The following is a 24,877-nucleotide window of genomic DNA, read 5'->3' on the forward strand; positions in this document are numbered from 1 at the left end:
AGTTACGGTTGAACTTGATTATAAATGGCCAATTATTACACCAGAAGATAAAGCGTACTTAATAGATATGATAAATGAAAATGAAATTTCTTTTAATTTTAAATCTGATGAAGTTAAAAGATTAGAAACAAATTTTAAAAATTACCTAAAGGTACCGTATTGTTTAGCATTAAACTCTGGTACATCAGCACTTTATACTGCTTTTCTTGCAATAGGAATATCAGAAGGGGATGAAGTTATCGTACCCTCTTATACCTTTCCAGCTACGGTTATGCCTTTGATTAATATGGGTGCTAAAATTATTTTTGCGGATAACGAGAAAGATACTCCTTTAGTATCTATAGATGATATTAGAAGCAAAATAACTAAAAAAACTAAATTGATACTGGTAACTCATATGGATGGGTTCCCAGCACAAGTTGATGTGCTAAGTGAATGGTTAAGAAAAAGTGAATATAAGGCAGTAATTGTTGAAGACTGTGCTCAAGCAATCGGGGCAGAGATTGGGGATAAAAAAGTCGGAACCTTTGGCGACCTTGCTATTTTCAGCTTCCAACAAAAAAAATTGTTATCAGGGGGGAAGGAGGTCTTCTTGTTACCAAGAGAAGGGATTTCTATGAAAGAGCCATATTATTTAGCTATCTTCAAAAGAGATCATTCGAAGAAGTAATGGATGATAATCTTAGAGCTTATTCTTATACTGGCTTAGGTTTTAATTTTAGAATTCACCCGCTTGCAGCAGGTATGATTAATCAACAATTTTTGAGAATAAATGAATATATAAATAAAAGACATACAAGTATGAAGTTACTTAAAGAGTCGTTGAAAGATATATCTGAAGTTAAGCTTTTGGATAGAATTCATGCTAACACTTTGCCGTCATACTTCAGCTTTAAATTATTGTATTTAGATAAAGAAATTAATATTGACAAATATGTAAAGGCCTTGAATGCAGAGGGTGTCCCTATAGTAATCTCTACGACAAAGCCTTTACACCTAGAACCTATATTTTCTAAATACCAAAATAAAATGTTTTCTATAGATCTTTTAGAAGAAAAGATAGGTAATCAACCAAGGGGTTCACTTATAAATTGCGAAATATATTCACGAAAAAGCTTGAGATTACCAGCATACCATGACCTTACAGAAGAGAAAGCTTTCCAAATAGCTCGAGCTTTTAAGAAAGTTTCAAAAAATAGGAAGTATTTAATGTAATTCTACTGACAAGGGGAGACTCTTATGAGGGGATTAAAAGATAAAGTGGTAATTATTACTGGAGCGGGAGCCGGGATAGGTAAGGCGACCGCTTTAGAGTTTGGATTACAAGGATGTAAGGTCGTAGTAGTAGATAGAGATGAAGAAGCTGGCTTAAATGTTGTCAAGATGATTGAAGAACGTAATGGACATGCTTTTTATGTTAAGGCAGACGTCTCAAATGAAAACGATATAAAACAGATGGTGGAAAAGTCTCTAAAAAAATATTCTAAGATTGATATTCTAGTAAACAATGCGGGGCTATTCAATAATTCTGGAATGAACGCGACCGTTGAAGAATGGAATGAGGTCTTTAAAACAAATGTTTTAGGCCCATTTTTATGTGCCAAGTATTGTTTGCCTTCAATGAAAAAAAATGGTTCTGGATCAATAGTTAATGTAGCCTCAATATCTGGTCTCATTGCTCAAGAAAATTACCTTCTATATAGTACAACAAAAGGGGCATTGATAAATATGGCGAGATGCATGGCTTTAGATTTAGGAAAATATAATATTAGAGTTAATAATATTTGTCCCGGTACTGTCTGGACAGAAAATAACGCGTATTATATAAAGAAATCTCATAACTTAGACAAAGAAGGTGCTAATCTACACCCTGACTTTGGGGGTGGTAATATGTTATCAAGAGTTGCTGAGCCAGAGGAAATAGCTAGAGCCATTGTATTTCTTGCGTCAGAAGATTCAAGCTTTATAACAGCAGAAAACTTGATAGTAGATGGTGGATATATTGCAAAATAATTACTCCTACATAACAAGAATAACTTGATAATATTAATGGAATGAATATAAATAGCACATATTCCTTTCTATTTTCAAAATCTTTATTATTAAACTTATAACTTGGTACAAATCCAGGAATTTTATAAAAAAGTAGGTGAATAGAGCTGATGAGCTGGTATCAAGTTATACGTAATGATTATTCAGTTTTTTTACAAACAGACTCTGAAAGTTTAGATTCTATTAGAAGGGATATAGAACCTTATTATACCATTAATAAGATTGAACCTTCAAAGAACTTTTTCCATAAAAATTATTGGAAGATTAGTGATTCTTCTAACAGTGTTATAACAGAAAATAAAGAAATAGAGGTTATAAGAACGGAATTTAAAATGCTAGATGAACCTCAAAGGGAGTTTTTAGTGGTTCCTCAGGAAAAAATAATTGCAGTCAATAAGCCAATAGATAAAAAATGGAAAAAACAGATTATTATAAGGTTAATTAGAGATATTTTTCGGAATTATTTCCATTCAAAAGGCATGTCTTTTTTCCACGGAGGACTAATAACGAACAATGAAATAGGAATTGCTTTTATGGGGGGGAAAAAATCAGGAAAAACTTCCTCTATATTATCCTTTTTGAAGTATAGTGATATGGATTATGTAACAAATGATGATATTTCGATTCAAATCATTGATAAAAAAGTTATTGGTTATGGGTGGCCACGGGCCATTTCAGTTAGAAACGATACATTTTCTGCCTTAAATTTGAATAGAGAAGATATAGTTAATAAACTAAGGCATCCAAGTAATGATACTAATTGGAAAAATCAAGCGACATTTGTGTATCCGAATGAACTAAAACATTTTCTTACTGCAAAAGTTTATTCTCAATGTAAAGTAGACTATATAATCTTCCCGACTTTTATGGATAATATTCAAAAGCCTGTTTTGGAAGAGGTCAATCAAAGCAAATTTGTTGAATTATTAAAATCAAACATAGAACCAGATATAAATAAATACTTTAGGGACTTCGAAAAGTACTTCCCTTTTACAGATGAGAATAAAAATGAAGAAATTATAGAAGGTATCGTAAATAACTGTAGGGGCTTTATTTTAAAGCAGAATTTCAATAATTTGCGCCAAACGGTGGACTTAGTAAGAGAAGAGTTGATGTGAAGCCATGGATAACTTTAGAAAAATTTGGATTGTTGGCCCCCCTGGATCTGGTAAAACAACCCTCGGAAAAGAATTATCTTCGGCCAAAGGGATTAATTGTTATAGTCTAGATGAATTGAGGTGGAGAGCTGGTTGGAAAAAGGTCTCTGATGATGAATTCATAACTTCAATAAATTCTATAGTTAATAAGTCTGAATGGATAATAGATGGCTACTATCCAGGGCTAGATAAATACTTTCAATTTGCAGATGAAATTATTTATATAAAAAAACCCTTATTAGTTTTATTAACAAGAGTATGTAAAAGAAGTTATAAAAGAATTAAAGAGAAAACAGAAATATGTAACGGTAATATAGAAAGTTGGAGATTCTTTTTTTCTCCTAATGGGATACTGATGGTACCGTCAAGAATTTTGTGTAATGTAAGATAGATAGGGTATCTCTGAAATGGATTTGAAATGGATAGGGAACCGGTTTCCTTCACACAGGAGACTGAATATTCAGTCTCCTGTGTGGAAAGGGAGAATTCCCTTATTTTGTTTATTTACAGTATTTGGTTAATGATAACGTTCTTCAAACATTCGCTCGAGGGCTTCCTGTGCTTCGGCAAATCCTCGTAACTTTCGTCCTGCCCATTTCTCATTAAAATCTTGAATGGTCAAATATACGACTTTTTCAGCGGCTTCTAAACTATTCAAACTGTTCATCGGCTTTAGACGTTTCCGAATCTCCTTGATCGTTCGTTCGATGGCATTGGTCGTATAAATCACACTTCGAATACTGCTTGGATAATCCATAAATGTAAGGAGGACATCCAACTCATTGGCCCAAGATTGGACTTCTCTTGGATACTTGCTCGACCATTTTGACTCAAACTGTTCAAACATCTCCAGTGCAATTTTTTTATTCGGAGATCGATAAATGAGTTTCAAATCTTCCGCCATTTCGAATTGGTCTTTTTTCCGAACACGATGGAGCGTGTTACGGACTTTGTGAACGACACAACGCTGTACATCAGCTTTCGGATAAACGGCCTTAAAGGCTTCCTCCAGCCCCGGAAGACCATCGAATACGCCCAGAAGCACTTCCTTGACGCCTCTTTGGTAGAGCTGTTGAAGAATCTCCTGCCATCCATAGGCACTTTCCTGTCCTCCTATGAAAAAATCAAGAATTTCACGATACCCTTCTTCGTTGACCCCCAACACCACATAAATGACTTCTTTCTCCACGGTTTCGCGACGAAGTTTTACGTATAAACCATCCAAATATAAGACGGAATAACGCTTGTGCAGTGGACGAGTGTGCCATTTCTCGATGTCTTCCTTCACGACATCGGTAATACGACTGATCGTTGCAGGAGAATAGGCATTGCCTAGAATTCGTTCAATAAACTTGCCAATTTCACGCGTACTCATGCCACTTTGATACATCCTGATGATGGCTTCCTCGAGCCAGCCGGTGTGGCGCTGGTAAGGAGCGAACAATTGGGTTTGAAATTCTCCGTTTCGGTCTCTAGGGACCAAAAGACCTTCAATCCGGCCATATTGCGTATCTAGATTTCGTTGATAGTAGCCGTTTCTCATATTCGATGTTCCGGCCTGCTCTATTTCGAGGAAATTCTTGATTTCTTCCCGCATGATCAGTTCTAATTTTTCCTTTACAAACTGACGAATGACACTTTCCAGTTGATTTGCCCAGTCTACATTCGGTATACTTTTAGACATAGGTAGGGTTCTCCTTTCTCTGGAATGTTTTGGTCCAAATCAGAGAATACCCTACCTTTTTTCTTTTGATCTAGTAAAATGCTTTACACAAAATTTTATACATCATCATACTGATTTATACTATAAAGCAATATTTTGTATATAAATTTCTATTTCGAAAGTGGAAAAGGAATAAATATAAAGTTTTAATTAGACACTAATAATGAGCAAATTCCAGTTCTATATTTATCATTAGTGTTGCATAAATGTTATTAGATCACCTATTTGCGAGATAATTAATAGAGGTGAGAACATGGATACCACCGATATTGTCAAAAAATTAAAAATATCTTTAGATATAATAAATAAAAACAGAACACCTACTATGCATATTGCTATACCGTATAATAATGATTGGAAAAATTATAATAATCAATTTATTGTTATTATTAAACCTGAATGTTTACCTATAAATGGTAAAAATAATGAAACTATAATACAGATAGTGATAGATAATTTGATAAAGAACAATATTACCATAAGTTCAGCTTATTCAATGAATGGTCGATATCTAACCCAAAACTCAATTATAGAAAATCAATACTTTATGTTAAATAAATACGCACATTTGGGAGCAGGGTGTATCCCTCCCAAGATTATTAATAAAATTAAAAATAAATATAAAGATATTAATATTATTGGAGCGTACAATTTTTTAGAACTATATCCTGAGGACTTTAATGAGGAATACCTAGAGAAAATAGCTCATAATATTGGTTCGGATAAATTTGGAAATGGACTTTACTTATTAAAGCTAAAGCATAATGGCATTAATTACGGCATTTTAAACGCATTTCATCCTTATCAAAAGAAACATTTTTGTAATGAAAATAGTAATATTATTGTTCTAGAATGTAATAGTGACATACCTTATTGGCAACTAGATGAACAAGTTATAGGTAATTTTAATCCTATATATGCTAAGGAGAACAGTATTCGCAATATTCTATTTAGTAATCAAGAAGCTTTAGGAATAAACATTAATACAATGTATAATGGCGTACATGTTTCTCCTAGCCCTTTAGAAGGAATGAAAGCACTCCTACTTTATTCAAAAACAATTGATATTAAAGATACTAGAATGGGGAGTGAACTTATTCGGTTGGGATTTAGTAATACTCAGATTCAAAATTTAATGCGTAACCCACTGATTGAGGATAATGATGAAGAACTTACACTATTTGATAAAGTCGAGGGAATGGATACCTTTCAAATTATAGAATACCTTTTAAAGTCTAAAGTGGTGAATATCTCATGAATATATTGATAGTTAACGATGATGGTTGGGAATCTGAAGGATCATATCTTTTGAAAAAAGCATTAGAAGGAAGTAGCAATGTCTTTTGTTACTTTCCACATGTTAATTCTTCGGGATATTCACATAAAATTTCTTTGAATAGTAATATTAATATTAGTAAAATCGGCCACAATAATTATATTGTATATGGTACTCCTGTTGATTGTTCACTTATTGCAATTAAGGATTTAGAGCTAAAAGGAATTAAAATTGATCTTATGATATCTGGAATTAATGATGGTTTAAATTATGGATCCCCAATTTGTTATAGTGGAACAATTGCAGCCGCATTAGAAGCATCGAGCTATGGAATACCTAGTATCGCACTATCATATGAAGGGATTATGAAGGATAGTTTAATTTTAAAAAATTTAGATAAGTTTATCCTTAACTTACCTCTTAATAAAATAAGCAAGAATTCGATACTAAATATCAACATTAAGGAGACTAATAGTTCTGAGTTTATTAAGGCCCCAATTCTTATAGAAAATCAAAACATAGACTATTCATTCCAACTACCAGATTTAAAACCAGAAAAGAATGGTTACAGGATTTCGGTCAATAAATCGAGAAATGATAATAAAAAGAACTTCTTAATGATTGGAATTTATAACAGGTTTAGTGGATTTGTTTTAAATGAATCAGATCAAAAATTACTTGAAGAATTGAAATATAGTTTAAGAAATTTATATTACTTAGAAGTTTAATAATTTATTGAACAAACAATAGAAAATTTGCAACACCATCCGAAAAAGAATATAGGGGGACGGCTTTCTATGATGAAATTATTACCTGTAATGGATTTATATCAGATAAAACTACAAAAATATCGTGCATTAAATAGTAATATTACCTATCCAGTTCTCTTAATTAATGAAAAATATATTTTAAAAAGAGTACCTAGTGAAATTGTTATTAATGAAGTATTATTTAGTAGTCTTATTAAAAAAGGATGGATAAATCATATTGTATTGAATAAATATGACAGAATTTTCACGTATTATGACAGTTGTTTTTGGTTAATGACAACTTACAGGGAAGGTGAAGAATTTCAACATTCAAACCTTTCGCATTTAATGTTGGCGAGAAGTTATCTCGAGACTTTCCTTGAAATAACACCGGAAGTGGGCGAAATTGAATTTCATGATAATTTCAGCGTTCGTAAATGGTATCAAAATCCGGATGATATGATTAAAAAAACATTTAACCTCATTAATCATTATTTCGGGGAAGTTGATGCTCAATACAAGAAAAGAATCATGGATATTTATGATTCTTTAGATTTTAATAAAAATGACTATGACATAATGAGGAAGTCAGTATCACATGGAGAGTACCAGAATACAAACATCTTATTTATCAAAGATCGAATCAATTTAATTGATTGGGATTCACTTTCAGTTAGACCACATTTATTTGATATAGTATCTTCTGCCTGTTACTTATGTAGAGATAAACGAGGGGATTTTATTATTAATCCAGTAAAATTAAAGAAGTATTTGAAAGAAGAAAATTTATTGAATGAAGAGGTTAATAATCTAAGAAATATGGTATTCATCACCTTTGTGCCAAAAGAAGATACAATTGAGAAGTTTTATGTATCTGGTCATGATCAATTAAAATGGTATTTAGAGTGGACGCTTGATGCAATGGAAAAATGTATAAAATATTTTTAAACGTAACATTAACTATTTTAATGTAGATGAGCAAATTAGCTAACATAAATTTACATCCCTTACTTTCAACAAAAGCTTTGGGGAATGGGAGAATTTTTTAGGAGATTCATTGTTAGTGACAGCGATGTTGAACCGGTTTGCACAATTGGATTAAGAAGATCATTGAAGATCAAGGGAAAATTTAAAGCCAGAGGAGAAATTCAATGAGAATACGCAAATGTTCTAGAGCGGTGATAGTGAATGAATTTAATAAAATTCTTCTTCAAAAGTTTGAATTTAAAGATGTTGTAGGAAACAAAGTGTTATGGGTAACTCCGGGCGGTGGTGTTAAGGAGAATGAAACTCCAGTAGAAGCATTAAAAAGAGAATTAAACGAAGAACTTGGCATTGTTGTTGATATTCATGACAAACCAATATTTGAAATGGATGTATTAATTGAAGGGAAAAAGGGTCCTTTTATAAGTCGTGAGATTTATTATAAAATTGCTATTCAATCTGACACAATATTGTCTATCGAAAATATGACTAAAAATGAGAAAGATACATTTATAGAATTAAAGTGGTGGAGCAAGGAAGAGTTGCAGAAAATAGAAAACTTTGCGCCGCGTGAAATATTGAACTATTTTTAGTAAATGAGAAATTAGAGATGCCGAAAGGAAATATTTACACAGGGAGCCTTCACCACAACAAAGGCAGGATTAATAAACTCTTACAATATCTGCTCTATGTGCAGATTTTTTCTGGATATTAATGCAAACGATGATTTAAAATTCTTCAATTTCAACGAAACGAAATTTCTCATTATGAACGTTGTAATTAAGCAACTGGGCAGGATAAACTCCTGCTTTTTCTTTTCAGAATCACCTCAGAATCACCTTTGATATTAAAGGTAATGACGATGTAACCCGAGTTCGACAGTAGCTATGCAAACAAAATGCCTCTGATCCCTTGATACAAAAGGGCCCAGAGGCATTGGGCATACTTTGGGCATGTATCTAAGTGAGAGGATGGATGCCTAGAATCTTCAATTGGCACAAGTATTTTCCGTAGGACAGATGGGAACGCAGTCCGTCGGCTTAAAAATAGCTGGGCAATGGAAACCCAGCCAATGGAAACCCAGCGATGCTGCTCACGTAAAACGCATTGCCCTTAAAACACCCATCAATGATTTTCAATGAATCCTTCACCGTTTTGTCGTTTTGTTCCCCTTCCCACATACAGTGAGATTAAAACTTCGGCAACGCCTCTACCGCATCCGCCAGATCGCTATAGCTGTCTTTTAAGTATCGGGACGTCGTGGCGATATTACTGTGACCGGCGAGTCTCCGTACTTTCTCGATATCGTTGTTCGTCGCCTTTAACATCCATTTACAAAACGTATGGCGGAACATATGGGGCGTAAGTTTTTTATTTGGCAGGCTGTAACTTTCAATCATTCGCTGAATACCTCTTACCGAAAACTTCGGCGAGCGCTGGCTGTAAAAGACGTATGGCGATTCGGCCACATGCGACTTCTTTTTCGCCATTTCCGCGCGAAACTTCAGCCAATCCTCGAGTTCGGCCAACAAGATATTCGAGATCGGCACCGTTCTTACCTTCATCCCTTTCCCCACGATTCGAATTCGTTTCATCTCTAAATCTAAATCCGTTAATTTGAGATTCGATAGCTCTTCGACCCGCAATCCTGCATAGGTAAGCAGATATACAACAGCCCGATCACGGCGATATTTCTCCTCGGGATCCACTCCTCTGCTGCGAACCGGTTTTTTCCGCATCCGATGCAACAAGTCCTCAAATTCTTCTTCTGTCAGCCACATAATTTTTTCGTTGTCTTCATCGGCCGATTTTAAATCCTGGATATCTTTCATTGGGTTCTGTTCGAGCTTATAATGTTCGACCGCCCACGCATAAAAGCTCCGCAACGCATTCAGGCGACGATTGATCGTGGAGATGGCCAACGGTTTCCCTTCGGCTGGATTTAACATTTGCTGAATCCATTTGCGGATGTCGGCCGTCGTGACGTAATCGCCCGGGCGGATATGTAAATCGTTAAAAAAGATATTCAAGTCATTCGTGTAGGAAATGATCGTGTTTGGGGAAGCACCTTTTTCCTGGAGGTATGTAACATACTCATTTAACATCTTTTTCACCCTTTCACTTATACGACGAGTTTAAAAGGATTCGAAGAGCAAATAATCGGTATAAAAAATAACATTATATGACGAGTATATCATAAAAAAGAATAGATTGTTAGTCATATAACGTAAATTATGCGATTAGTTAAATTGATCTGATGTGACATAATGGCTATTATGTTGTATTAATGTTTGAACCAAGGCTCCAAATAATACACTAGGAAAATGAAAAAAGGTAAGTATACATATTAAACAAGTTAGTATGCACTTACCTTTTTTTGATCATTTACTTTTTAAAGTTTTACCCTTATTTTTGCAGAGATCGTTAACTTTTGTCCGACAGATATATACAAAAGAAAAAAGGGGCGATTTTGCAAAGAAAAATCGCTCCTTTTCCCATCCTCTACATTAAATAACGGACGAATAAATAGACATGAGATAACAAAAGTGCGATAAACGTTAACGGTGCACCAACTTTTAAGAAATCCATATAGCTGAAGCCGTGACCTTCGCGAGAAGCGATGCCGGCAACAATCACGTTTGCAGATGCGCCGATTAACGATCCGTTTCCGCCCAAACAAGCGCCTAACGATAACGCCCACCACAGCACTTCAATTTGCGGGGAATCTGGTGATAATCCCATTCCGACCGCCATATCTTTAATCAGCGGGATCATGGTGGCAACAAATGGAATGTTATCGATCGTGGCGGAAGCGATTCCGGATATCCAAAGAATAAAGTACGCCGCGGTGGAAATGTCGCCTCCGGTTACTTCGAGAGCCTTTTCAGCAAGGCTTTTAATCAATCCAATGTCCACAAGCCCGCCGACTAATGTAAAGAGGCCAGCAAAGAAGAAAATCGTTACCCACTCTACCGACATAAATACGTCTTCGATTTCATGTTCTTTTACGCCGATAAGCATCAATATAATTGCTCCTGTCATGGCGATGACAGCGGCATCAACATGAATGATGGAATGTAGAATAAATCCTAAAATGGTTAACGATAATATAGACACAGATTTCTTTAATAATGTTGCATCTTTAATGTAATCAATTTCGTTAATGTTCATTAATTGGTGAATGAGCTTCTCGTCAGACTTTAGCTGCTGGCGATAGATAAAAGCGAGAATAATGACAGTAACGATCATAATGATGACGACAACTGGTGCTAAATTCACTAAAAATTCATTGAAATCAAGATGCTTATTGGCTGAACCAATCATAATATTTGGTGGGTCGCCAATTAATGTCGCCGTTCCCCCGATATTGGAAAACAGTACTTCTGATATTAAGTAAGGAACGGGATTGACGTTTAACATACGTGTAATTGAAAATGTGACCGGCACGATTAATAATACGGTCGTCACATTATCAAGGAACGCGGATAATACAGCGGTCAGCAACGACAACATGATTAAAATGCGCAGCGGGCGTCCTTTGGCGAGCTTAGCTGTTTTAATCGCAACATATTGGAAAAATCCTGATTTGCTTGTAATGCCGACAAGAATCATCATTCCGATCAGAAGGGTGATCGTCCCCCACTCGATATGGTGTGTAAACGCTTTATGTACATCGACAATGCCTAATATAATCATGAGTGCGGCACCAATTAGGGCGATGACAGCACGGTTGATTTTTTCCGAAATAATTATCGCATACGTCACGAGAAAAATAGCGATCGCGGCGTAGTATTGCATATTTGATATTTCATTGGATGCGGCTTCGTGCATGACAAGTCACTCCTTTCTTGCGCGTTAGCGCGATCCATCGATGGAATTTCCGCATGATGGACATATCCAAGACGGACGTTTCACATCATGGCGCAAATAAAAAGAAAACGAACAATGCGGGCATATGATTTCTGTTACGCGGTCGATAAATAACGGCTGCAACGGATTAGCAGGTATGGATGTATCGACAATTTCTACATGCATATGTGCGCGAGAATCGTCTTCAGCAAGGACAAGCCCTGTCGCTTCCTCTTCCGTCCGCCATCCTTGGCCGATGAGGTGCTGCTGTAGCTGGCTATGGGAAGTTTGGGATAGCATTTCTTCGGCTAATTGCATGTATTGCTCATCGGTTAAGGAAGAGAACGGAAGGTTCACTTTCTTCCTTTCCCAATAGGCTTTCAGTTGTTCCTCTGTAAAAATAAACGTGACGACTTTATGAATGACGACATTTTTCACCAAATATCCCTCCTTTCACAAGCGACGTATGAAATAACGTATGAAATTATTATATTCATTTTTTCTGTATACTCAAACAAGATTGCAGGGAAAAGATTATTTTTCCTTTGTAATAAATCCGTACTGTGTGAACTACCACCACCTATAGAGGTGGGTGGCTTCGTGGTCAAGGTAGCTTTTGCTACCAGATTACCCACGCTTCAAGGGCTGTTCCATCTCCGAAAATGCCAACTATACGGCTAATTTTAATAAGTTTTTAGCAGCGTTTATGTCTCTATCATGCATTACACTACAATTAGGACATACCCATTCTCTTACATTTAACTCTTTTACCTCTATATTTTTATAACCACATTCACTACAAATTTGACTTGAAGCATAATTTTGTGGTGCTATGATTATTTCTCTACCGTACCATTTTGCTTTATATTCAAGCATTCTTCTAAATTCTGACCATGATACTTCTGATATTGCTTTTGCTAACTTATGATTTTGTTGCATATTCTTCACTTTCAAATCCTCTAAAACTATCACTTGGTTTTCATGTATAATTTTAGAGGACAATTGGTGAAGAAAGTCTTTTCTTTGGTTAGATATTCTTTCGTGTAGCTTTGCAAGTTTAAGTCTTGTTTTTTCATAATTATTGCTGCCTTTTTGTTTTCTTGATAAAGATTTTTGTAAAAATTTAATTCTCTTTTCTGTTTTTCTTAACCATTGGGGATTTTCTATTTTGGTTCCGTCTGAAAGTATTGCAAAATACCTTAATCCTAAATCAACTCCAACTTTTTTATCTAAAGCAGTCAATTTTTCGTTTTTCGTCTCAACCAATATGGATACATAATATTTACCTGTTGGAGTTTTTGATATGGTTGCTGATTTTATAATTCCCTCAAATCGTCTATGTTGTTTGATCTTTATTTTTGTCTTTAATTTTGGCAATTTTAATTTTCACCAAAAGAACGTAAGAACCACTTTTGTTTTGCAATAAACAATTATGCATTGTATGTTACTGAAAACTTAATGGAATTCCTATAATCATGATTATGTTGCATTCCAAACTTCTCCAGAAATCATCCTCCTTGAAACATCAAGGGAGGCGATTATATCATAAAAGCGCCATTTTAAATTGCGCATAATGTATATTATATGTCTAGTTAAAAATGGCAATGAAAGAAAATTAATTTATTTTGAATACATTTTTATGGAAGGGGTAGTTTATGCTAAATTTTTACGATTCATAATTTGTACTAGAAAAACTGAACCAAAGCGACGAGGTCAAATCATCGGGATCATCGTTTCTATCAAAGGGGAGTTTACACAATAATTTGGACTTGGCCTTATGATATAATATACAGACATATTTTTTCTCTGAGATGGCCATAATAAAACGCATGTAAGCTGATATGATATTGTTTACAAAATGTGTTCAAGGGGGTAGGTCTTATGCTAATAATCCATATCCTTATCGGAATTATTTTTGGTTATATCATCTGGAAACTTCTCAAAGTAACTTTCAAGTCCATTATATGGCTCTTACTTATTGGATTAATTGTGGCCTTTATTTTTCCAAAAGCGTTATTTTTAGTAGGAGGCATCGGGTTTTTAGTTCTAAGTACGTTAGGAGTACTTTTAATTTTAAGTCTGCTGGGATTTTTCTTTTTTGAAAATGATTAAAGCGAAGATTGGGGTCTAGTCAGGAAAATGCGAATTTATAAAACTAAGGAACATTTTAATGGCCGCCCCTTCTACTTATATGTATAGAAATTAATTTCCGATAACACTGATATTATGTTGCATTCCAAGATTGAAAAAGTTTGTCTTGGCGCATTTTTAGGCCGTTCCATTTAAAAAATGCAACAGGCCAAAAATGCGTTTTATTTTTTACCTCCTTCCCAAGTACGCCCCTTCCTTTGCCTCACCCCATTATAATTTTTGCTTGTTAGGCGCGTAAAGGGTCTGCGCTCTTCGGACGGCTTGGGGAAGCCAAGTTGGCTAACCAAGCCTAAAAAGCAGCGCTTTCAAGGCTTGCTAAGTCATTGGGCTTCCCACAAGCCGTCAACGAATCGCTTGATACTTCGTATGCTCCACTTCGTTCCGCACCCTTCTACCCACCTTCGCGCAAAAATTCCCCCACCGGCAAACAAAGAAAGGAGTGTTCAACCATGGAAAAAATCTACGAAATCCAACGCATCAAACAAATCGTTCAGGAGGTGGAAGAGCGACACAAAATCCGTTGTCCGGAGGATGCAGCAAAAGTGGCAGCACACTTCATCGGCGACGACGACAGAGAAGTGTTCTTCGTTATGTGCCTCAATACCAAAAACGAAGTCGTTGCCGTTCATCGCTGCCATATCGGTTCACTTAACTCATCCATCGTTCACCCAAGAGAAGTCTTCAAGGCAGCGATTCTCAATAACTCAGCTAGCATCATCGTCGCACATCAGCATCCAAGTGGTGACGTCACTCCATCGAGAGAGGATGTTGAAATGACTCAACGGCTAGCAGAAGCCGGAAGGATACTAGGGATTGAAGTTCTCGATCACCTAGTCATCAACTACAAAGCAGAATACACTTCCCTCAAAGAAAGAGGATTCTTTTCCTGAAGGAAGGTTTTCCTCCTTCCTTCTTCTTTTTCTTTCTTCCCCTTTCTCCATTTTTGAATAGCATTGAGCTTTTCAAAAATGGGCTGTTTTAAAGCGTTGCAATAAAACAGCCATTTATTTTAGGGAAAATGTTGTGATATACAACATTTTATGCTATTATTGTAGTAACTTACAACAAAGAGGTGGATTAAATGAAAAATACTACACAAAAAATCATCAATCAATTTCCTCAATTAAAACCTTTACTGGATGAATCCAATAAAGAAGTATTGAAAACTTCCTCAACATTAAGTGAGTTAGAAAAGACATTTTTGCAATTGGCTCGATTCTTTGAAAAACCGAATGAGGAAGCATTCTCGCTCCAATTACTATATCAGCACCTTGAAGATGAATGGTTGGAATTTGCGTTGCAACTAATCGTGGAGTTTTTCAGAAACGAAACGTATTTGATTAAAAACCCTAACTTCTCGATCATTAGAGACTCCCAGGACTACTACACCCAAAGTGATTTTGCGCGCTATCTAGAGGATAAAGGAATTCATTTCCCCCAAAACAAGATTGCTGTCTATCGCAAAAGAGGAAAGTTCCCAAAGGAAGACTTAGTAGTAGCCGGAACGCCATACTGGTCAAAATATACCGTTGAAAGCTTTGCCAAGCATTTATTGGAGCAACAGAAGAAATGATTTGGGAAACAATATAGCAAAATTTTGATTGAACAAAGGGGTATACGTTTTAAAAAGCTATAAATGCCCTATAGAGACGTTTTTTTCTTCCGAATATAAAACCATTACCTTGAGGTTTAAAACGCGTTATACACCAATCTGAGAAGCCGTTTTTTTTAGGTATTTTATTTTTGGTTCTGTTAAACATTATTACAAATAAAAAAGACGCGTTCCTAAAGGAATGCGCCCTCTAGTTGAAAAAGATATAACCATCTCTAAGGTGGCTTAGCTGGTCAGGAAAGGCTAGCCCATATACTTTTTCATTTTCTGAAAATAAAGATATAATATTTTGAAGGTAAGATACGGGAGGTACTTTTATGCAAGACATTGAAAGTAAACTGTTATCCATTTGGGACAGAGTCAATGATTGGTTAAAATTTGCAGAAGCAAAAAATGTAGGTATATTAGTTTTTTCGGGTTCAACGATTGCAGCATTGTTAAGTTTTTTAGGATCTTCACGAAAAATCCATCTAGAATGGAGAATTGGAATTTATACTGGAATTGCATTCCTTTCTATAGCTTGTTTGATGGCAATTTGGTCGTTTATTCCAAAGACCAAGATTATATTCAAGAATTTTGGTCAACCATCTGACACCGACAACTTATATTTTTATGGACACCTTTGCAAATATAATCCTCAGCAGTTAGTGGAGACGATTTCAAGACTTTACTACGACAACGATCCGCAGGCAGTGACACGAAAAAATAAAGATATTGCTGCTCAAATCGTAATTAATTCATGTATTGCGATGGAGAAATACCAGATTTTTAAGATCGCTGCTTGGATTGTGCTAATTGGTTTGCTATCGATAGTAATTGTTCCGGGGATTATCATGGTATACAAAGGAGGATGCTGATGGGTCTGAAAGAATTTAGGGATAGTATTCGCGAAGAAGTTCAAGGAATTGTAGCCAGTGACTTTAAAATAATCATCAAGGAAACGGACAAGGTACCATCTATTGATGATCCAGACATCACATATCCAAATTTAGTTACTAAAGAACTAAAATGCAAGCTAATTGAAACATGCGTTTTATACATAGACATTCGGAAGTCGACAGACTTAAACCTAAGTCATCGTCGAGAAACCATGGCAAAATTATATTCGTCATTTGTAAGGGCTATGGCGAGAGCTGGTTCGTACTACGGTGGTAAGGTTCGGAATATCATTGGTGATCGTTTGATGGTCGTTTTTGATTCTGAAAATTGCTTTACGAATGCTGTTAATACAGCCATTCTTATGAATTCAGTAAGCAAATACATTCTTAATAAAGAATTTCCGCATAACGAGGTTAAATGTGGTATCGGTATTGATTATGGAAAAATGCTAGTAACGAAAACTGGGATTGTTAAACAAGGTGTTGAAAATACCTCAAATAAATCGTTGGTTTGGTTAGGAAGACCAGCAAATGTTGCGTCCAAATTAACTGATGCGGCTAACAAAACCATAACTGAAACGAAAACAATCAGTGTACCAACAATCTGCGAAGGACATGAATACCCCCATCATGAATACTTACAGTGGTATGAATTTGATCTAGATCATTTTCTTGAAGAAAGAGTTGAAGAAACATTTAGTCCCGTACTAAAACATAAATCTGATACTTTTAGATGCTACTTTCTTAGTTCAAAGACTGAAACGTTCACAACAACCGTGAGTACTAGTCCAATATTAATGACTAAAGAAGTTTATGATGGTTATAAAAAAGCAAATCCAAATAATAAAACCATTACAGAATCTTGGGGATGGAAAGTCCAGAAAGGAGTTTCTGTTTCAGGATATAGTGGAGATATTTACGGTGGAGATATTATTTGGTCTGGGTTTAAAGAAGAAAACTAGCATGTAAAAAAGGTCACCTTAAGAGGTGGCTTTTTGCGTTTCATCAACTAGTCTACCCCGTTAGTTGAACAAGAAAACCAACAACAAACGATAACAGAGTCTTATTTTATTGCCTTCATCCCGAGGACGCCCCTTCCTTTGCCTCCCCCCATTATAATTTTTGCTTGTTAGGCGCGTAAAGGGTCTGCGCTCTTCGGACGGCTTGGGGAAGCCAAGTCGGCTAACCAAGCCTAAAAAGCATCGCTTTTAAGACTTGCTAAGTCATTGGGCTTCCTCCAAGCCGTCAACGAATCGCTTGATACTTCGTATGCGTCACTTCGTTCCGCACCCTTCTACCCGCCTTCGCACAAAAATTCCCTCCTTCTCAAACAAAGGAAGGAGGTATAGCAGATGAAAGAAGTTGTTGTCCTCACTTTTATCCTACTCGCAGCAGCCATTTCCCTCTTTTGGATGTCCCAGTTCATCCCGAAAACACTTCAATCATTCAATAAAGTCATCTACGGGAGCATCATAGCAATACTAGTCATCTACTTCATCGTCGAAATCATCAGATTCAACTTCTGATGAGGAGGTTCTCTCCTCTTTTTTTGCAAGAACTCTCCCTCGCTTCGCCTTCCGTCAAGAGATCGCTCGCAAGTCCACTACAAAACCATGAAAAAAGAGGGGCAAATGCCCTCTGGATGATGAAATACAAATCATTCCCAATGATAACGGACTGCTTCAATTCGGCCTTTAAAATAGTAAGATCGCCAACCATCAACAATAATGTGTTCATTTTGAAAATAAAAAATGTAACAGACTATACGTTTAAAGCGCCATAAATGCCCTTTAGAGACGTTTTTCCTCTTCCGAATATAAAACCATTACTTTGCTGTTTAAAACGCGTTATACGCCAATCTGAGAAGCCGTTTTTTTTAACGAGTTCCGTTTTGAGGTGCAAAAATAAAAATCACATCAAAAAAGCAGGGCAATCGTCCTGCTTTTGATTTGTCAACCATAAGTATCCAAAAAAGCTGTGACCCATGAAAAAAGAGAGCAAATACCCTCTTCGCCCTTTTGCCTTCCGCATCTTAAAACAACGCAAGCCGACTAACCTTCTTGGCCGGCAGGACACCCGAACCTTTCCGGCCAGAAGGTAAGTCGGCGAGCCAAACAGTCAAGGGGCAAAAAACTTTTTCCTTTGATTGAAAAGAATGTAGGAAAAACTTTTTTGCTGAAACCCTTGACTATTTGGCTATGCGTGTTTTGCGATTCTCCATGCCAAAAGGGCGAAATTGATCCCCCTTTGGGGAACTGAATCAATTCGGAAGGCAAAAGGAGGAAGAACGAATGAGTGTGATGCTAATAAGTCAAGAAACGTTTGAAAGAGTAGGCAAATTCTTAAAAGCATGGAAAGGTGAATCGGATGAAGTCATATTTGCTCGTTTAGTTAAATGGGAATCTTTAAATCGGCAAAACTTTGAGCGTAGATACTCAGAACCAGTTAATTTTCCGAAAATGCAAATTCGTTCGATAAACATATCCTCACAACCATTAATTAGTCCGGAGCAAATGTTAACAAGCTTGCAGTTTATTCATTATCAATGTTGTGACTATGCTGATGAAATTGACCCAGTGACACTAAAGGAAATTGAAACGTTTATAAAAGAAATTCAAAAGGATTTTACAATAAACCAAACATTTTTAGAGTTCTGCTCTTGGGGATGATGGGGATTCCTCTCCCCTTCCCATTTAGTTGTTGTACGACTTCTTTATAACGCTTTGAATTACGGTGTTCTTTTTCCTCTTTGCGAACGAACCATTTCTGAACTTATTCGGAAGGAAAAGGGACTTTTTTAAAAGAATGTATAATCGGAGGGAGAGACATGAAAACTTGCCCATACTGCGGAAGTGGAGTGCAAAATCACCATCATCATTATTATTGTGGTTTTTGCGAAATGGAACTCGATCGAAGTGAAGTCCAGGAGAACGGGAAAAGAAAAAATCTCCTTCCTCAACAGCACCCGACGATCGAAGACGCTAAAAAACCCACTCCTGAACTGATGAAACTCTCCACTGTCGAATTGCTTTGCCTTCTTAAATTAGCTCGAAAAGAACGATCAGATACGTATAACAACCGGTACATCTTTATCCAAGCGCTGAAACAAGGAGCAAAAGAATTTTCCGATGCGGAACAGTATACCTTTAAAGAGTATGAATACTGGACACGAAAATGCTTTGTCATCGAAAACCTCATTCGTGAACGAATCGGATTCATCCCTAAGAAAATCAATAAAGAGTTTATTCAAAATATGATACAACGGATGCAGCAACCCGTGAAAGACATGAACATCCAGCCTCCCAAAAAAGAAGTGGAGAAGGTGAAATGATCGCCTCTCCACTTTTTTTAGATGTTGTTGATCGCTGCTTCCAGTTGCTTAATCTGTTCATTCAGTTTTTTCACTTGTTCATCACGTTTTTTCGCGTCTTTTTCATTTTTTTGCACCTGTTGCACCTGCATTTTCAAATCCTCGACTTGTTTTTTCTTCATCTCGAAATCCTGGACTTTCTGGCTCAGTTCAGGAGATTCCGCAACCAATTTTTTAGCTTCATCCATTCTTCCCAAATGAAGATATGCGCTTAATAATTGGTTTTCCCGTCTGTCGGTCATTTTCACTTTGTCTTTTAATCGGACTACATCTTCCCATTTCTTATCTAAAAAAGCGACCTCATAATTAATAACTGGATTATCGATTTTACTTTGCAGTGTTCTTAAATCGTCGTACTTTTGATTACTGATTAAGTCGTTCACGACTTCTTCCGCATATTCCGGCTTCAGCTTAATCGCTTTTTCGGACTGCCCCGTCTCTTTATATAAACTCAACATCACTTTTTGGTCTTTCTTGCTCAGATTATCAAATCCCAATCTCTCCAATTGATCTAACGCTTTTTGTTTGTCTCCCGTAATTGCCTGCCGGTAAATACCGATGAGCTTGTTAGATGGAATGACTTCTGTTTGTTCTTGTTTAGCTTTTGCTTCTTCAGGTTTGGAAAAATCAAATGCCCCTGTTGAGTTTCCAATGAGAATGACCAAAGCGAGTGCCGAAGCAGAAAGATACACGTATTTATTATCCCAAAAAGACTTTTTCTTTTCATATGGTGCCGGAAGATTCGATTTTTTCTTGGAGAAACGCCAGACTGGCTGTTCAACAGTAGCAGCCGTTTCTTTTTTCGCGTTCCACTTTTCCATAAAGGCCGTAAGAACGTTGGATTTCGGCTGCTCTTTTTTCTCCTGTTCTAACTGACGTTCAATTTCCAAAATCGTATCTTCTACAACTCTCCCGATTTCACTAACAGATTTTCCGTGTAAAATGTTTTCCGCAAAACGGATGACGATCTCCCGTTGATCGATGAAATCAATCCGTCTTGGTTTCCCCAACACATGATGAAGCGCCGTCAAAGCCAGGATAATCGTTTCTTTTAGTCCGTCCACTACATCTTGCGATACATGAATCGGATGTTTATCGAATCCAAAGATGAACGTTTTAATTTTCCCGTCCGTCAAGTCCACAAGAAAGCTATTTTTATCCCACAAAACTGGTGTCTGTTCAATATTTTTCGCCATTTCCACTAGCGAACGAAGATAGTATAACTGTTCCTCAAACGGGAACTGCCGAATATAATGAAAAGCTTTCATTTCCTCTAACTGGAACGTGAAACAGAAGCGATTTCGTACTACTTCGAGGTTGTTTGCAAACAAGTAATAGGGGGAGTCCATTAGTTCTTTTCCTTTTCTTCGATATGCCTCTTCCAATTCATCTAGTTCACTGGCTTCTGTATACGCAATCGGTATGAAATATCGAAGTTCGTTTTGTTCCACTTCAACCTCACCGTATTTATTGATCGGAAATTGTTGCATGATCTCACCTCACTCACTGAATATTCAACTCTTCTTTGACTTCTTGTTCTATCTCCTTGCGGTTGTACTCGTCATAATAGGCATCCTCATCTTTTTTCTCCAAGTCCATTCCGATCAACATTGGCGCATCCAAAATATAGATTTCTCCGTCTGTTGTTTTAACGAAGCGAATAAACGACTTTAACTCAACATCTTCCGAAGACGTATCAGACTTAACAGTATATTTAATTGGTAATCTTAACTCATGAACATCAATGTATTTATAGTAAATTTCTTCAAATTCATCGCCTAACTGAAAACGATCTCGACGAAGAATTAATTTGCTGTCTTCTTTCGTACGTTCAACAAATGATGTATATTGCGGGTTTGCAAAGGCAGATTCTGGATGGATCAATTTTTGTTTACGAGCTTTTTGGCTCAACTCTTTATGAACTTTATTGTTATCTTCATCGCTAAAAATAGAACGCCCGTGAAACTCAGTGAGAAGGACAATGAATTTTTCGGCTTTTTCCTTTGCGATCTGACGATCTTTTCGCGTGAAGACGCTTTTTGCTTTTTCTTTCGAATTGTCTTCTTTCGCCTTTGTTTTTTCCTCTACCTTCGTACTTTGTACTTCTTTTTGATCGTTCTGACAACCAAACAGGAACATCAATGAAATAGCCGTGCCGATTATCATCCATTTTTTCATGTCTATCATCCTCCTTATCGTCTAGCGTCTCATCGCTACTCTGGCGATGGTTTTTGCTCCTGACATTACAGAGCGTGCTGAACCGGTGCTGAATCCCCATTGACCTAAAAGGGATGGCAACGTCACAGCGAGAATGAAAAAGGCGGTTCCGATAAACAAATTCGTTGTGTCACCGAAATACTGCGGTCTCTCAAAAAAGCGTTGCAGACCAATAGCTGTCGCGATCAATTGTAACGCCAGCGTGAGAAACGCGCTGATGAATTGTTTGAGCCAGAAATCAAAGAAGTTAAAAGTATCATTAATTTTTGTAACAATAGCGATTGGACCGACAATATACAAAATCGCAACGAGAGCGATTCGATAGAAAAACTGTAGCGCTAGAACCACCAGAATGATTCCGATGACTAAAACAGCGATGAAAGCAAATACCCCAGGAGACAGTAAAATATTAGAGATCATATTTGCTACCATATCCTCAGTTTGAATTGTATCGATAATTTCAGTCATAAGTTTTTCTTGAAAGTTCAAAATCCAATGAACGATGGATTCATACAAGAACAGGAACACACAGATCACAAAGATGCTTACAAGTTTTTCGTTCATGACAATCGGACCGTCATCCGCATCCGCCATGCGAAGGCTCATGATTTTTGTCATGCTAAATACAATGAAGATCGCCAATACCGTTTTTGATAACGTGAACAATCCGTCCTGGTATCTTTCATACAACGGATTCTGAATGATGTCTGTAGGGGAAATAATCGTCTTTTTCATGATTTCCTTAATAAATTCCATCGCTGAAACTCCCGTTTCAAAGATGAATTTATAGATATGGCAAGTAACCTGAAATTTTCCGCACTCAATCGTTTGACTGTCTTGATCGTAGTTTTTCAGAATATCGATATAAGCGCTCATAGATTTATTCTCGTCATCTAAGTTTTCCGGTTCTTCAAAGAACATTTTGTTTTTTTCATAAAAATCTCCTGTTTTCGCCAAACTTGACGTTGGAAAGATCACCAAGGATAACAGAAATACAACGACTAGGACTTGAACAAATTTAGCCAAAGATTCTCCCCCCAATCTCCAGCAGGACTAGAATAACGATGAATAAAAGAATCGTCCACCCTACCGTCAATTGATATTGAAACTCCCGAATTTCTTCTTCCGTCATTTCTGTACGATACGTGAGAAAAAACTCTCTTTTCTTTCGTTCCACCGGCTTTTCATACAGCTTAAGTACAAAAGAGAAAAAACGATCGTAGACAGCGAGTATTTTTTGCGTAATCTCGTATATCTGTCTACGCCGTTCCGGCGTTAGTTTCACTTTCCCTCTCCCCCTTTTCTTTAATTGGCTTGACCGGCTTTCCGTAGCGCTTCTTCAGCTTGTTTCCGCAACATTTCATCCCGGCTGTCCTTCAGTAAAGACATTTCTAAATGATCGACTTTCCATTCCCCGGCGTCTTTCACCCAATGAGAGTTGACCGCTAATGTATGAATGTAGTCATCCCCGTATTTATTAGGATCACCTGTTTCATATCGGACCTGTACGATGGCATACGATTCAGCTTCGTTATCCTTATTCTTAATTTTTTTCGTGAATAGTTGCTGAATCTTCATTTCATTGACTTTTGCCATGTTTTTTTCAGTTGGTGTGCCATATTCCTTTTCACCAGTTTCATATTTCTCCAACTGCTCTCCAGTCAGATATTTTTTATGTTTGCCATAGATCAATGCTCGAATAAAATCTTCTGATCGTTGATTAAGCTTTTCAATGTCTTGATACTTTTCAATTGTTGCTTTGGCTTCCTGAAGGTCCGTATACAAGAGGAAGCTAAAGCTTCCTGCAATCAATAGAAGAGCGACTAGCACAAGGTTAGTAACGGTGATTCTCATTCATCTTCCTCCTTCTTTGCTGGCTGGAAGTACGTCATTGGGTCTACTCTTTCACCATAGATGCCGCCTAGCTGAACCTCAAAATGCAAGTGGTATCCCGTTGAGGAACCGGTTGTTCCGCAAGTACCGATCTTCTGTCCTTTCTGCACCGTGTCTCCTACATCTACATCAACATGTTCCATGTGGCCGTACAAGGTGAATTTATCGCCGTGGCTGATAATGACATGGTGTCCGTATCCACCACCATATCCGGACTTCACGGACACTACAATTTGCCCCCCATCAGCTGCATAAATTGCATCGCCTCGCGAACAAGCGAAGTCTGTTCCCTTGTGGAATTCCGTTCCGCCTCCGAACGGATCACTCCGATATCCAAAATTGGACGTGATGCTCATCGAACCGGTAGGCAGCGCGAATTCTCCTTTCCCCATGACTTCGCAGTTCATCGAGAGGCCGCCTAGTTCATTTGCGATATTGGTGACTACTGGCACCCAGTTTCTGTTCAAATTTGTAGGGTCATTATTGGCTCCAATCGGAGCATATTTCGCTCCGATCTGTTGAATCGTCACCAATCCTTGAGATATATAGACCCGATACAGGTTTCCTGCCATGAAATTGATGCCGTCTTCCAGACTATTAAATACTTTTAACTTTCCCGTGCTTGGGTCCATAATACCACCAGGATTGTTTTTGTTTTTCACGGCAGGGGATGTTCCGTATCCTGTTTCATGCAACGCAATGGCGATGAGTAGCACGGGATCAATACCGTATTTTTCAGCTGCACTCATGAACACATCTTTTTTTCCAGCAAAAACTCCGGCGTTAGATAGCACTTCTTCAATTCTTGCTTCATCCACTTTTCCCTTCGTACACATTGCTACTCCGCCTGAGATATTGGAGAAGCTCTCTTCTTCCCCGAAAATAGCGTTACTGATGGCACCAATGAGTACGACGATAAACAGAACTCCAGCCCCGATCCAAATCATCGGACTTGCTTTCCAAAGA

Annotated in this window: 24 protein-coding genes and 3 pseudogenes; 16 read left to right on the plus strand and 11 right to left on the minus strand. The window is 37.0% G+C overall.

What is annotated here, in order from left to right; translation table 11 throughout:
• Positions 1 to 67: 67 nt before the first annotated feature.
• The 4 genes and pseudogenes from BV455_RS19905 (at position 68) to BV455_RS19920 (ending at position 3,600) form a co-directional block, all read left to right on the plus strand.
• Positions 68 to 1,215, plus strand: a pseudogene (locus tag BV455_RS19905) (DegT/DnrJ/EryC1/StrS family aminotransferase).
• 24 nt (positions 1,216 to 1,239) lie between these two features.
• Positions 1,240 to 2,013: an SDR family NAD(P)-dependent oxidoreductase gene (locus BV455_RS19910; RefSeq protein WP_218688097.1), complete on the plus strand. Its 774-nt coding sequence runs from the start codon at positions 1,240 to 1,242 to the stop codon at positions 2,011 to 2,013.
• Positions 2,014 to 2,162: 149 nt separating this feature from the next.
• On the plus strand, positions 2,163 to 3,170 hold the full coding sequence (locus tag BV455_RS19915) for a hypothetical protein (RefSeq protein WP_019418113.1): 1,008 nt from the start codon (positions 2,163 to 2,165) through the stop codon (positions 3,168 to 3,170).
• A 4-nt stretch (positions 3,171 to 3,174) separates the two neighbouring features.
• Positions 3,175 to 3,600 (plus strand): AAA family ATPase, encoded by a 426-nt coding sequence (locus BV455_RS19920; RefSeq protein ID WP_218688098.1) that lies wholly within the window; start codon positions 3,175 to 3,177, stop codon positions 3,598 to 3,600.
• A 126-nt stretch (positions 3,601 to 3,726) separates the two neighbouring features.
• Here the strand turns inward: BV455_RS19920 and BV455_RS19925 are convergent, their stop codons facing one another.
• Positions 3,727 to 4,893 (minus strand): IS256 family transposase, encoded by a 1,167-nt coding sequence (locus tag BV455_RS19925; RefSeq protein ID WP_042411001.1) that lies wholly within the window; start codon positions 4,891 to 4,893, stop codon positions 3,727 to 3,729.
• 292 nt (positions 4,894 to 5,185) lie between these two features.
• Between BV455_RS19925 and BV455_RS19930 the strand changes: the two genes are divergently transcribed.
• From BV455_RS19930 to BV455_RS19945, 5 genes and pseudogenes are all read left to right on the plus strand, one after another.
• Positions 5,186 to 6,190 carry a hypothetical protein gene (locus BV455_RS19930; protein WP_218688099.1) on the plus strand — a complete coding sequence of 335 codons (1,005 nt, stop codon included), beginning with the start codon at positions 5,186 to 5,188 and terminating at the stop codon, positions 6,188 to 6,190.
• Positions 6,187 to 6,936: a 5'/3'-nucleotidase SurE gene (locus tag BV455_RS19935; protein WP_218688100.1), complete on the plus strand. Its 750-nt coding sequence runs from the start codon at positions 6,187 to 6,189 to the stop codon at positions 6,934 to 6,936. The genes BV455_RS19930 and BV455_RS19935 overlap by 4 nt, the downstream gene beginning before the upstream one ends.
• 69 nt (positions 6,937 to 7,005) lie before the next feature.
• Positions 7,006 to 7,905, plus strand: coding sequence for a protein kinase family protein (locus BV455_RS19940; RefSeq protein WP_019418109.1), 900 nt, complete (start codon positions 7,006 to 7,008; stop codon positions 7,903 to 7,905).
• A 91-nt stretch (positions 7,906 to 7,996) separates the two neighbouring features.
• A pseudogene (locus BV455_RS21045) lies at positions 7,997 to 8,059 on the plus strand (hypothetical protein); the annotation flags it as partial.
• 49 nt (positions 8,060 to 8,108) lie between these two features.
• Complete coding sequence (locus tag BV455_RS19945) at positions 8,109 to 8,534, plus strand: NUDIX domain-containing protein (protein ID WP_012749280.1); 426 nt, start codon at positions 8,109 to 8,111, stop codon at positions 8,532 to 8,534.
• Positions 8,535 to 9,131: 597 nt separating this feature from the next.
• Here the strand turns inward: BV455_RS19945 and BV455_RS19950 are convergent.
• The 4 genes and pseudogenes from BV455_RS19950 to BV455_RS19965 all read right to left on the minus strand — a co-directional run.
• On the minus strand, positions 9,132 to 10,046 hold the full coding sequence (locus tag BV455_RS19950; protein WP_144977472.1) for a tyrosine-type recombinase/integrase: 915 nt from the start codon (positions 10,044 to 10,046) through the stop codon (positions 9,132 to 9,134).
• A 397-nt stretch (positions 10,047 to 10,443) separates the two neighbouring features.
• On the minus strand, positions 10,444 to 11,772 hold the full coding sequence (locus BV455_RS19955) for an ArsB/NhaD family transporter (protein ID WP_218688101.1): 1,329 nt from the start codon (positions 11,770 to 11,772) through the stop codon (positions 10,444 to 10,446).
• Between the two features lie 24 nt (positions 11,773 to 11,796).
• Positions 11,797 to 12,228: a hypothetical protein gene (locus tag BV455_RS19960; RefSeq protein WP_218688102.1), complete on the minus strand. Its 432-nt coding sequence runs from the start codon at positions 12,226 to 12,228 to the stop codon at positions 11,797 to 11,799.
• Positions 12,229 to 12,459: 231 nt separating this feature from the next.
• Positions 12,460 to 13,173 (minus strand): annotated as a pseudogene (locus BV455_RS19965) (RNA-guided endonuclease TnpB family protein); the annotation flags it as partial.
• A gap of 1,217 nt (positions 13,174 to 14,390) precedes the next feature.
• Here BV455_RS19965 and BV455_RS19970 point away from each other — a divergent pair.
• From BV455_RS19970 to BV455_RS20000, 7 genes are all read left to right on the plus strand, one after another.
• Positions 14,391 to 14,831: a JAB domain-containing protein gene (locus BV455_RS19970; protein ID WP_218688103.1), complete on the plus strand. Its 441-nt coding sequence runs from the start codon at positions 14,391 to 14,393 to the stop codon at positions 14,829 to 14,831.
• A 191-nt stretch (positions 14,832 to 15,022) separates the two neighbouring features.
• On the plus strand, positions 15,023 to 15,514 hold the full coding sequence (locus tag BV455_RS19975) for a hypothetical protein (protein ID WP_012301104.1): 492 nt from the start codon (positions 15,023 to 15,025) through the stop codon (positions 15,512 to 15,514).
• A 356-nt stretch (positions 15,515 to 15,870) separates the two neighbouring features.
• Positions 15,871 to 16,410 (plus strand): Pycsar system effector family protein, encoded by a 540-nt coding sequence (locus tag BV455_RS19980; RefSeq protein ID WP_218688075.1) that lies wholly within the window; start codon positions 15,871 to 15,873, stop codon positions 16,408 to 16,410.
• A complete protein-coding gene (locus BV455_RS19985) occupies positions 16,410 to 17,393 on the plus strand; it encodes an adenylate/guanylate cyclase domain-containing protein (RefSeq protein ID WP_218688076.1) in 984 nt (327 codons plus the stop codon). The genes BV455_RS19980 and BV455_RS19985 overlap by 1 nt, the downstream gene beginning before the upstream one ends.
• A gap of 390 nt (positions 17,394 to 17,783) precedes the next feature.
• Positions 17,784 to 17,957: a hypothetical protein gene (locus BV455_RS19990; RefSeq protein ID WP_218688077.1), complete on the plus strand. Its 174-nt coding sequence runs from the start codon at positions 17,784 to 17,786 to the stop codon at positions 17,955 to 17,957.
• Positions 17,958 to 18,722: 765 nt separating this feature from the next.
• On the plus strand, positions 18,723 to 19,100 hold the full coding sequence (locus BV455_RS19995) for a hypothetical protein (protein WP_218688078.1): 378 nt from the start codon (positions 18,723 to 18,725) through the stop codon (positions 19,098 to 19,100).
• A gap of 158 nt (positions 19,101 to 19,258) precedes the next feature.
• Complete coding sequence (locus BV455_RS20000; RefSeq protein ID WP_218688079.1) at positions 19,259 to 19,762, plus strand: hypothetical protein; 504 nt, start codon at positions 19,259 to 19,261, stop codon at positions 19,760 to 19,762.
• A gap of 17 nt (positions 19,763 to 19,779) precedes the next feature.
• Here the strand turns inward: BV455_RS20000 and BV455_RS20005 are convergent, their stop codons facing one another.
• The 6 genes from BV455_RS20005 to BV455_RS20030 are packed head-to-tail and all read right to left on the minus strand — an operon-like array spanning position 19,780 to position 24,858.
• Positions 19,780 to 21,291, minus strand: a complete 1,512-nt coding sequence (locus tag BV455_RS20005) for a hypothetical protein (protein ID WP_218688080.1) — start codon at positions 21,289 to 21,291, stop codon at positions 19,780 to 19,782.
• 13 nt (positions 21,292 to 21,304) lie between these two features.
• Positions 21,305 to 21,979, minus strand: coding sequence for a hypothetical protein (locus BV455_RS20010; RefSeq protein ID WP_245005366.1), 675 nt, complete (start codon positions 21,977 to 21,979; stop codon positions 21,305 to 21,307).
• Positions 21,980 to 22,000: 21 nt separating this feature from the next.
• Positions 22,001 to 23,044 (minus strand): type IV secretion system protein, encoded by a 1,044-nt coding sequence (locus BV455_RS20015; RefSeq protein WP_245005367.1) that lies wholly within the window; start codon positions 23,042 to 23,044, stop codon positions 22,001 to 22,003.
• Positions 23,037 to 23,303, minus strand: a complete 267-nt coding sequence (locus tag BV455_RS20020; RefSeq protein ID WP_218688083.1) for a hypothetical protein — start codon at positions 23,301 to 23,303, stop codon at positions 23,037 to 23,039. The genes BV455_RS20015 and BV455_RS20020 overlap by 8 nt, the downstream gene beginning before the upstream one ends.
• 20 nt (positions 23,304 to 23,323) lie before the next feature.
• Positions 23,324 to 23,872: a hypothetical protein gene (locus BV455_RS20025; protein WP_218688084.1), complete on the minus strand. Its 549-nt coding sequence runs from the start codon at positions 23,870 to 23,872 to the stop codon at positions 23,324 to 23,326.
• Complete coding sequence (locus tag BV455_RS20030; protein WP_245005368.1) at positions 23,869 to 24,858, minus strand: peptidoglycan DD-metalloendopeptidase family protein; 990 nt, start codon at positions 24,856 to 24,858, stop codon at positions 23,869 to 23,871. Before BV455_RS20030 ends, BV455_RS20025 begins: the two co-directional genes overlap by 4 nt.
• Positions 24,859 to 24,877: the final 19 nt, after the last annotated feature.

This window comes from Parageobacillus caldoxylosilyticus (assembly GCF_019272935.1).
Lineage (GTDB): Bacteria > Bacillota > Bacilli > Bacillales > Anoxybacillaceae > Saccharococcus > Saccharococcus caldoxylosilyticus.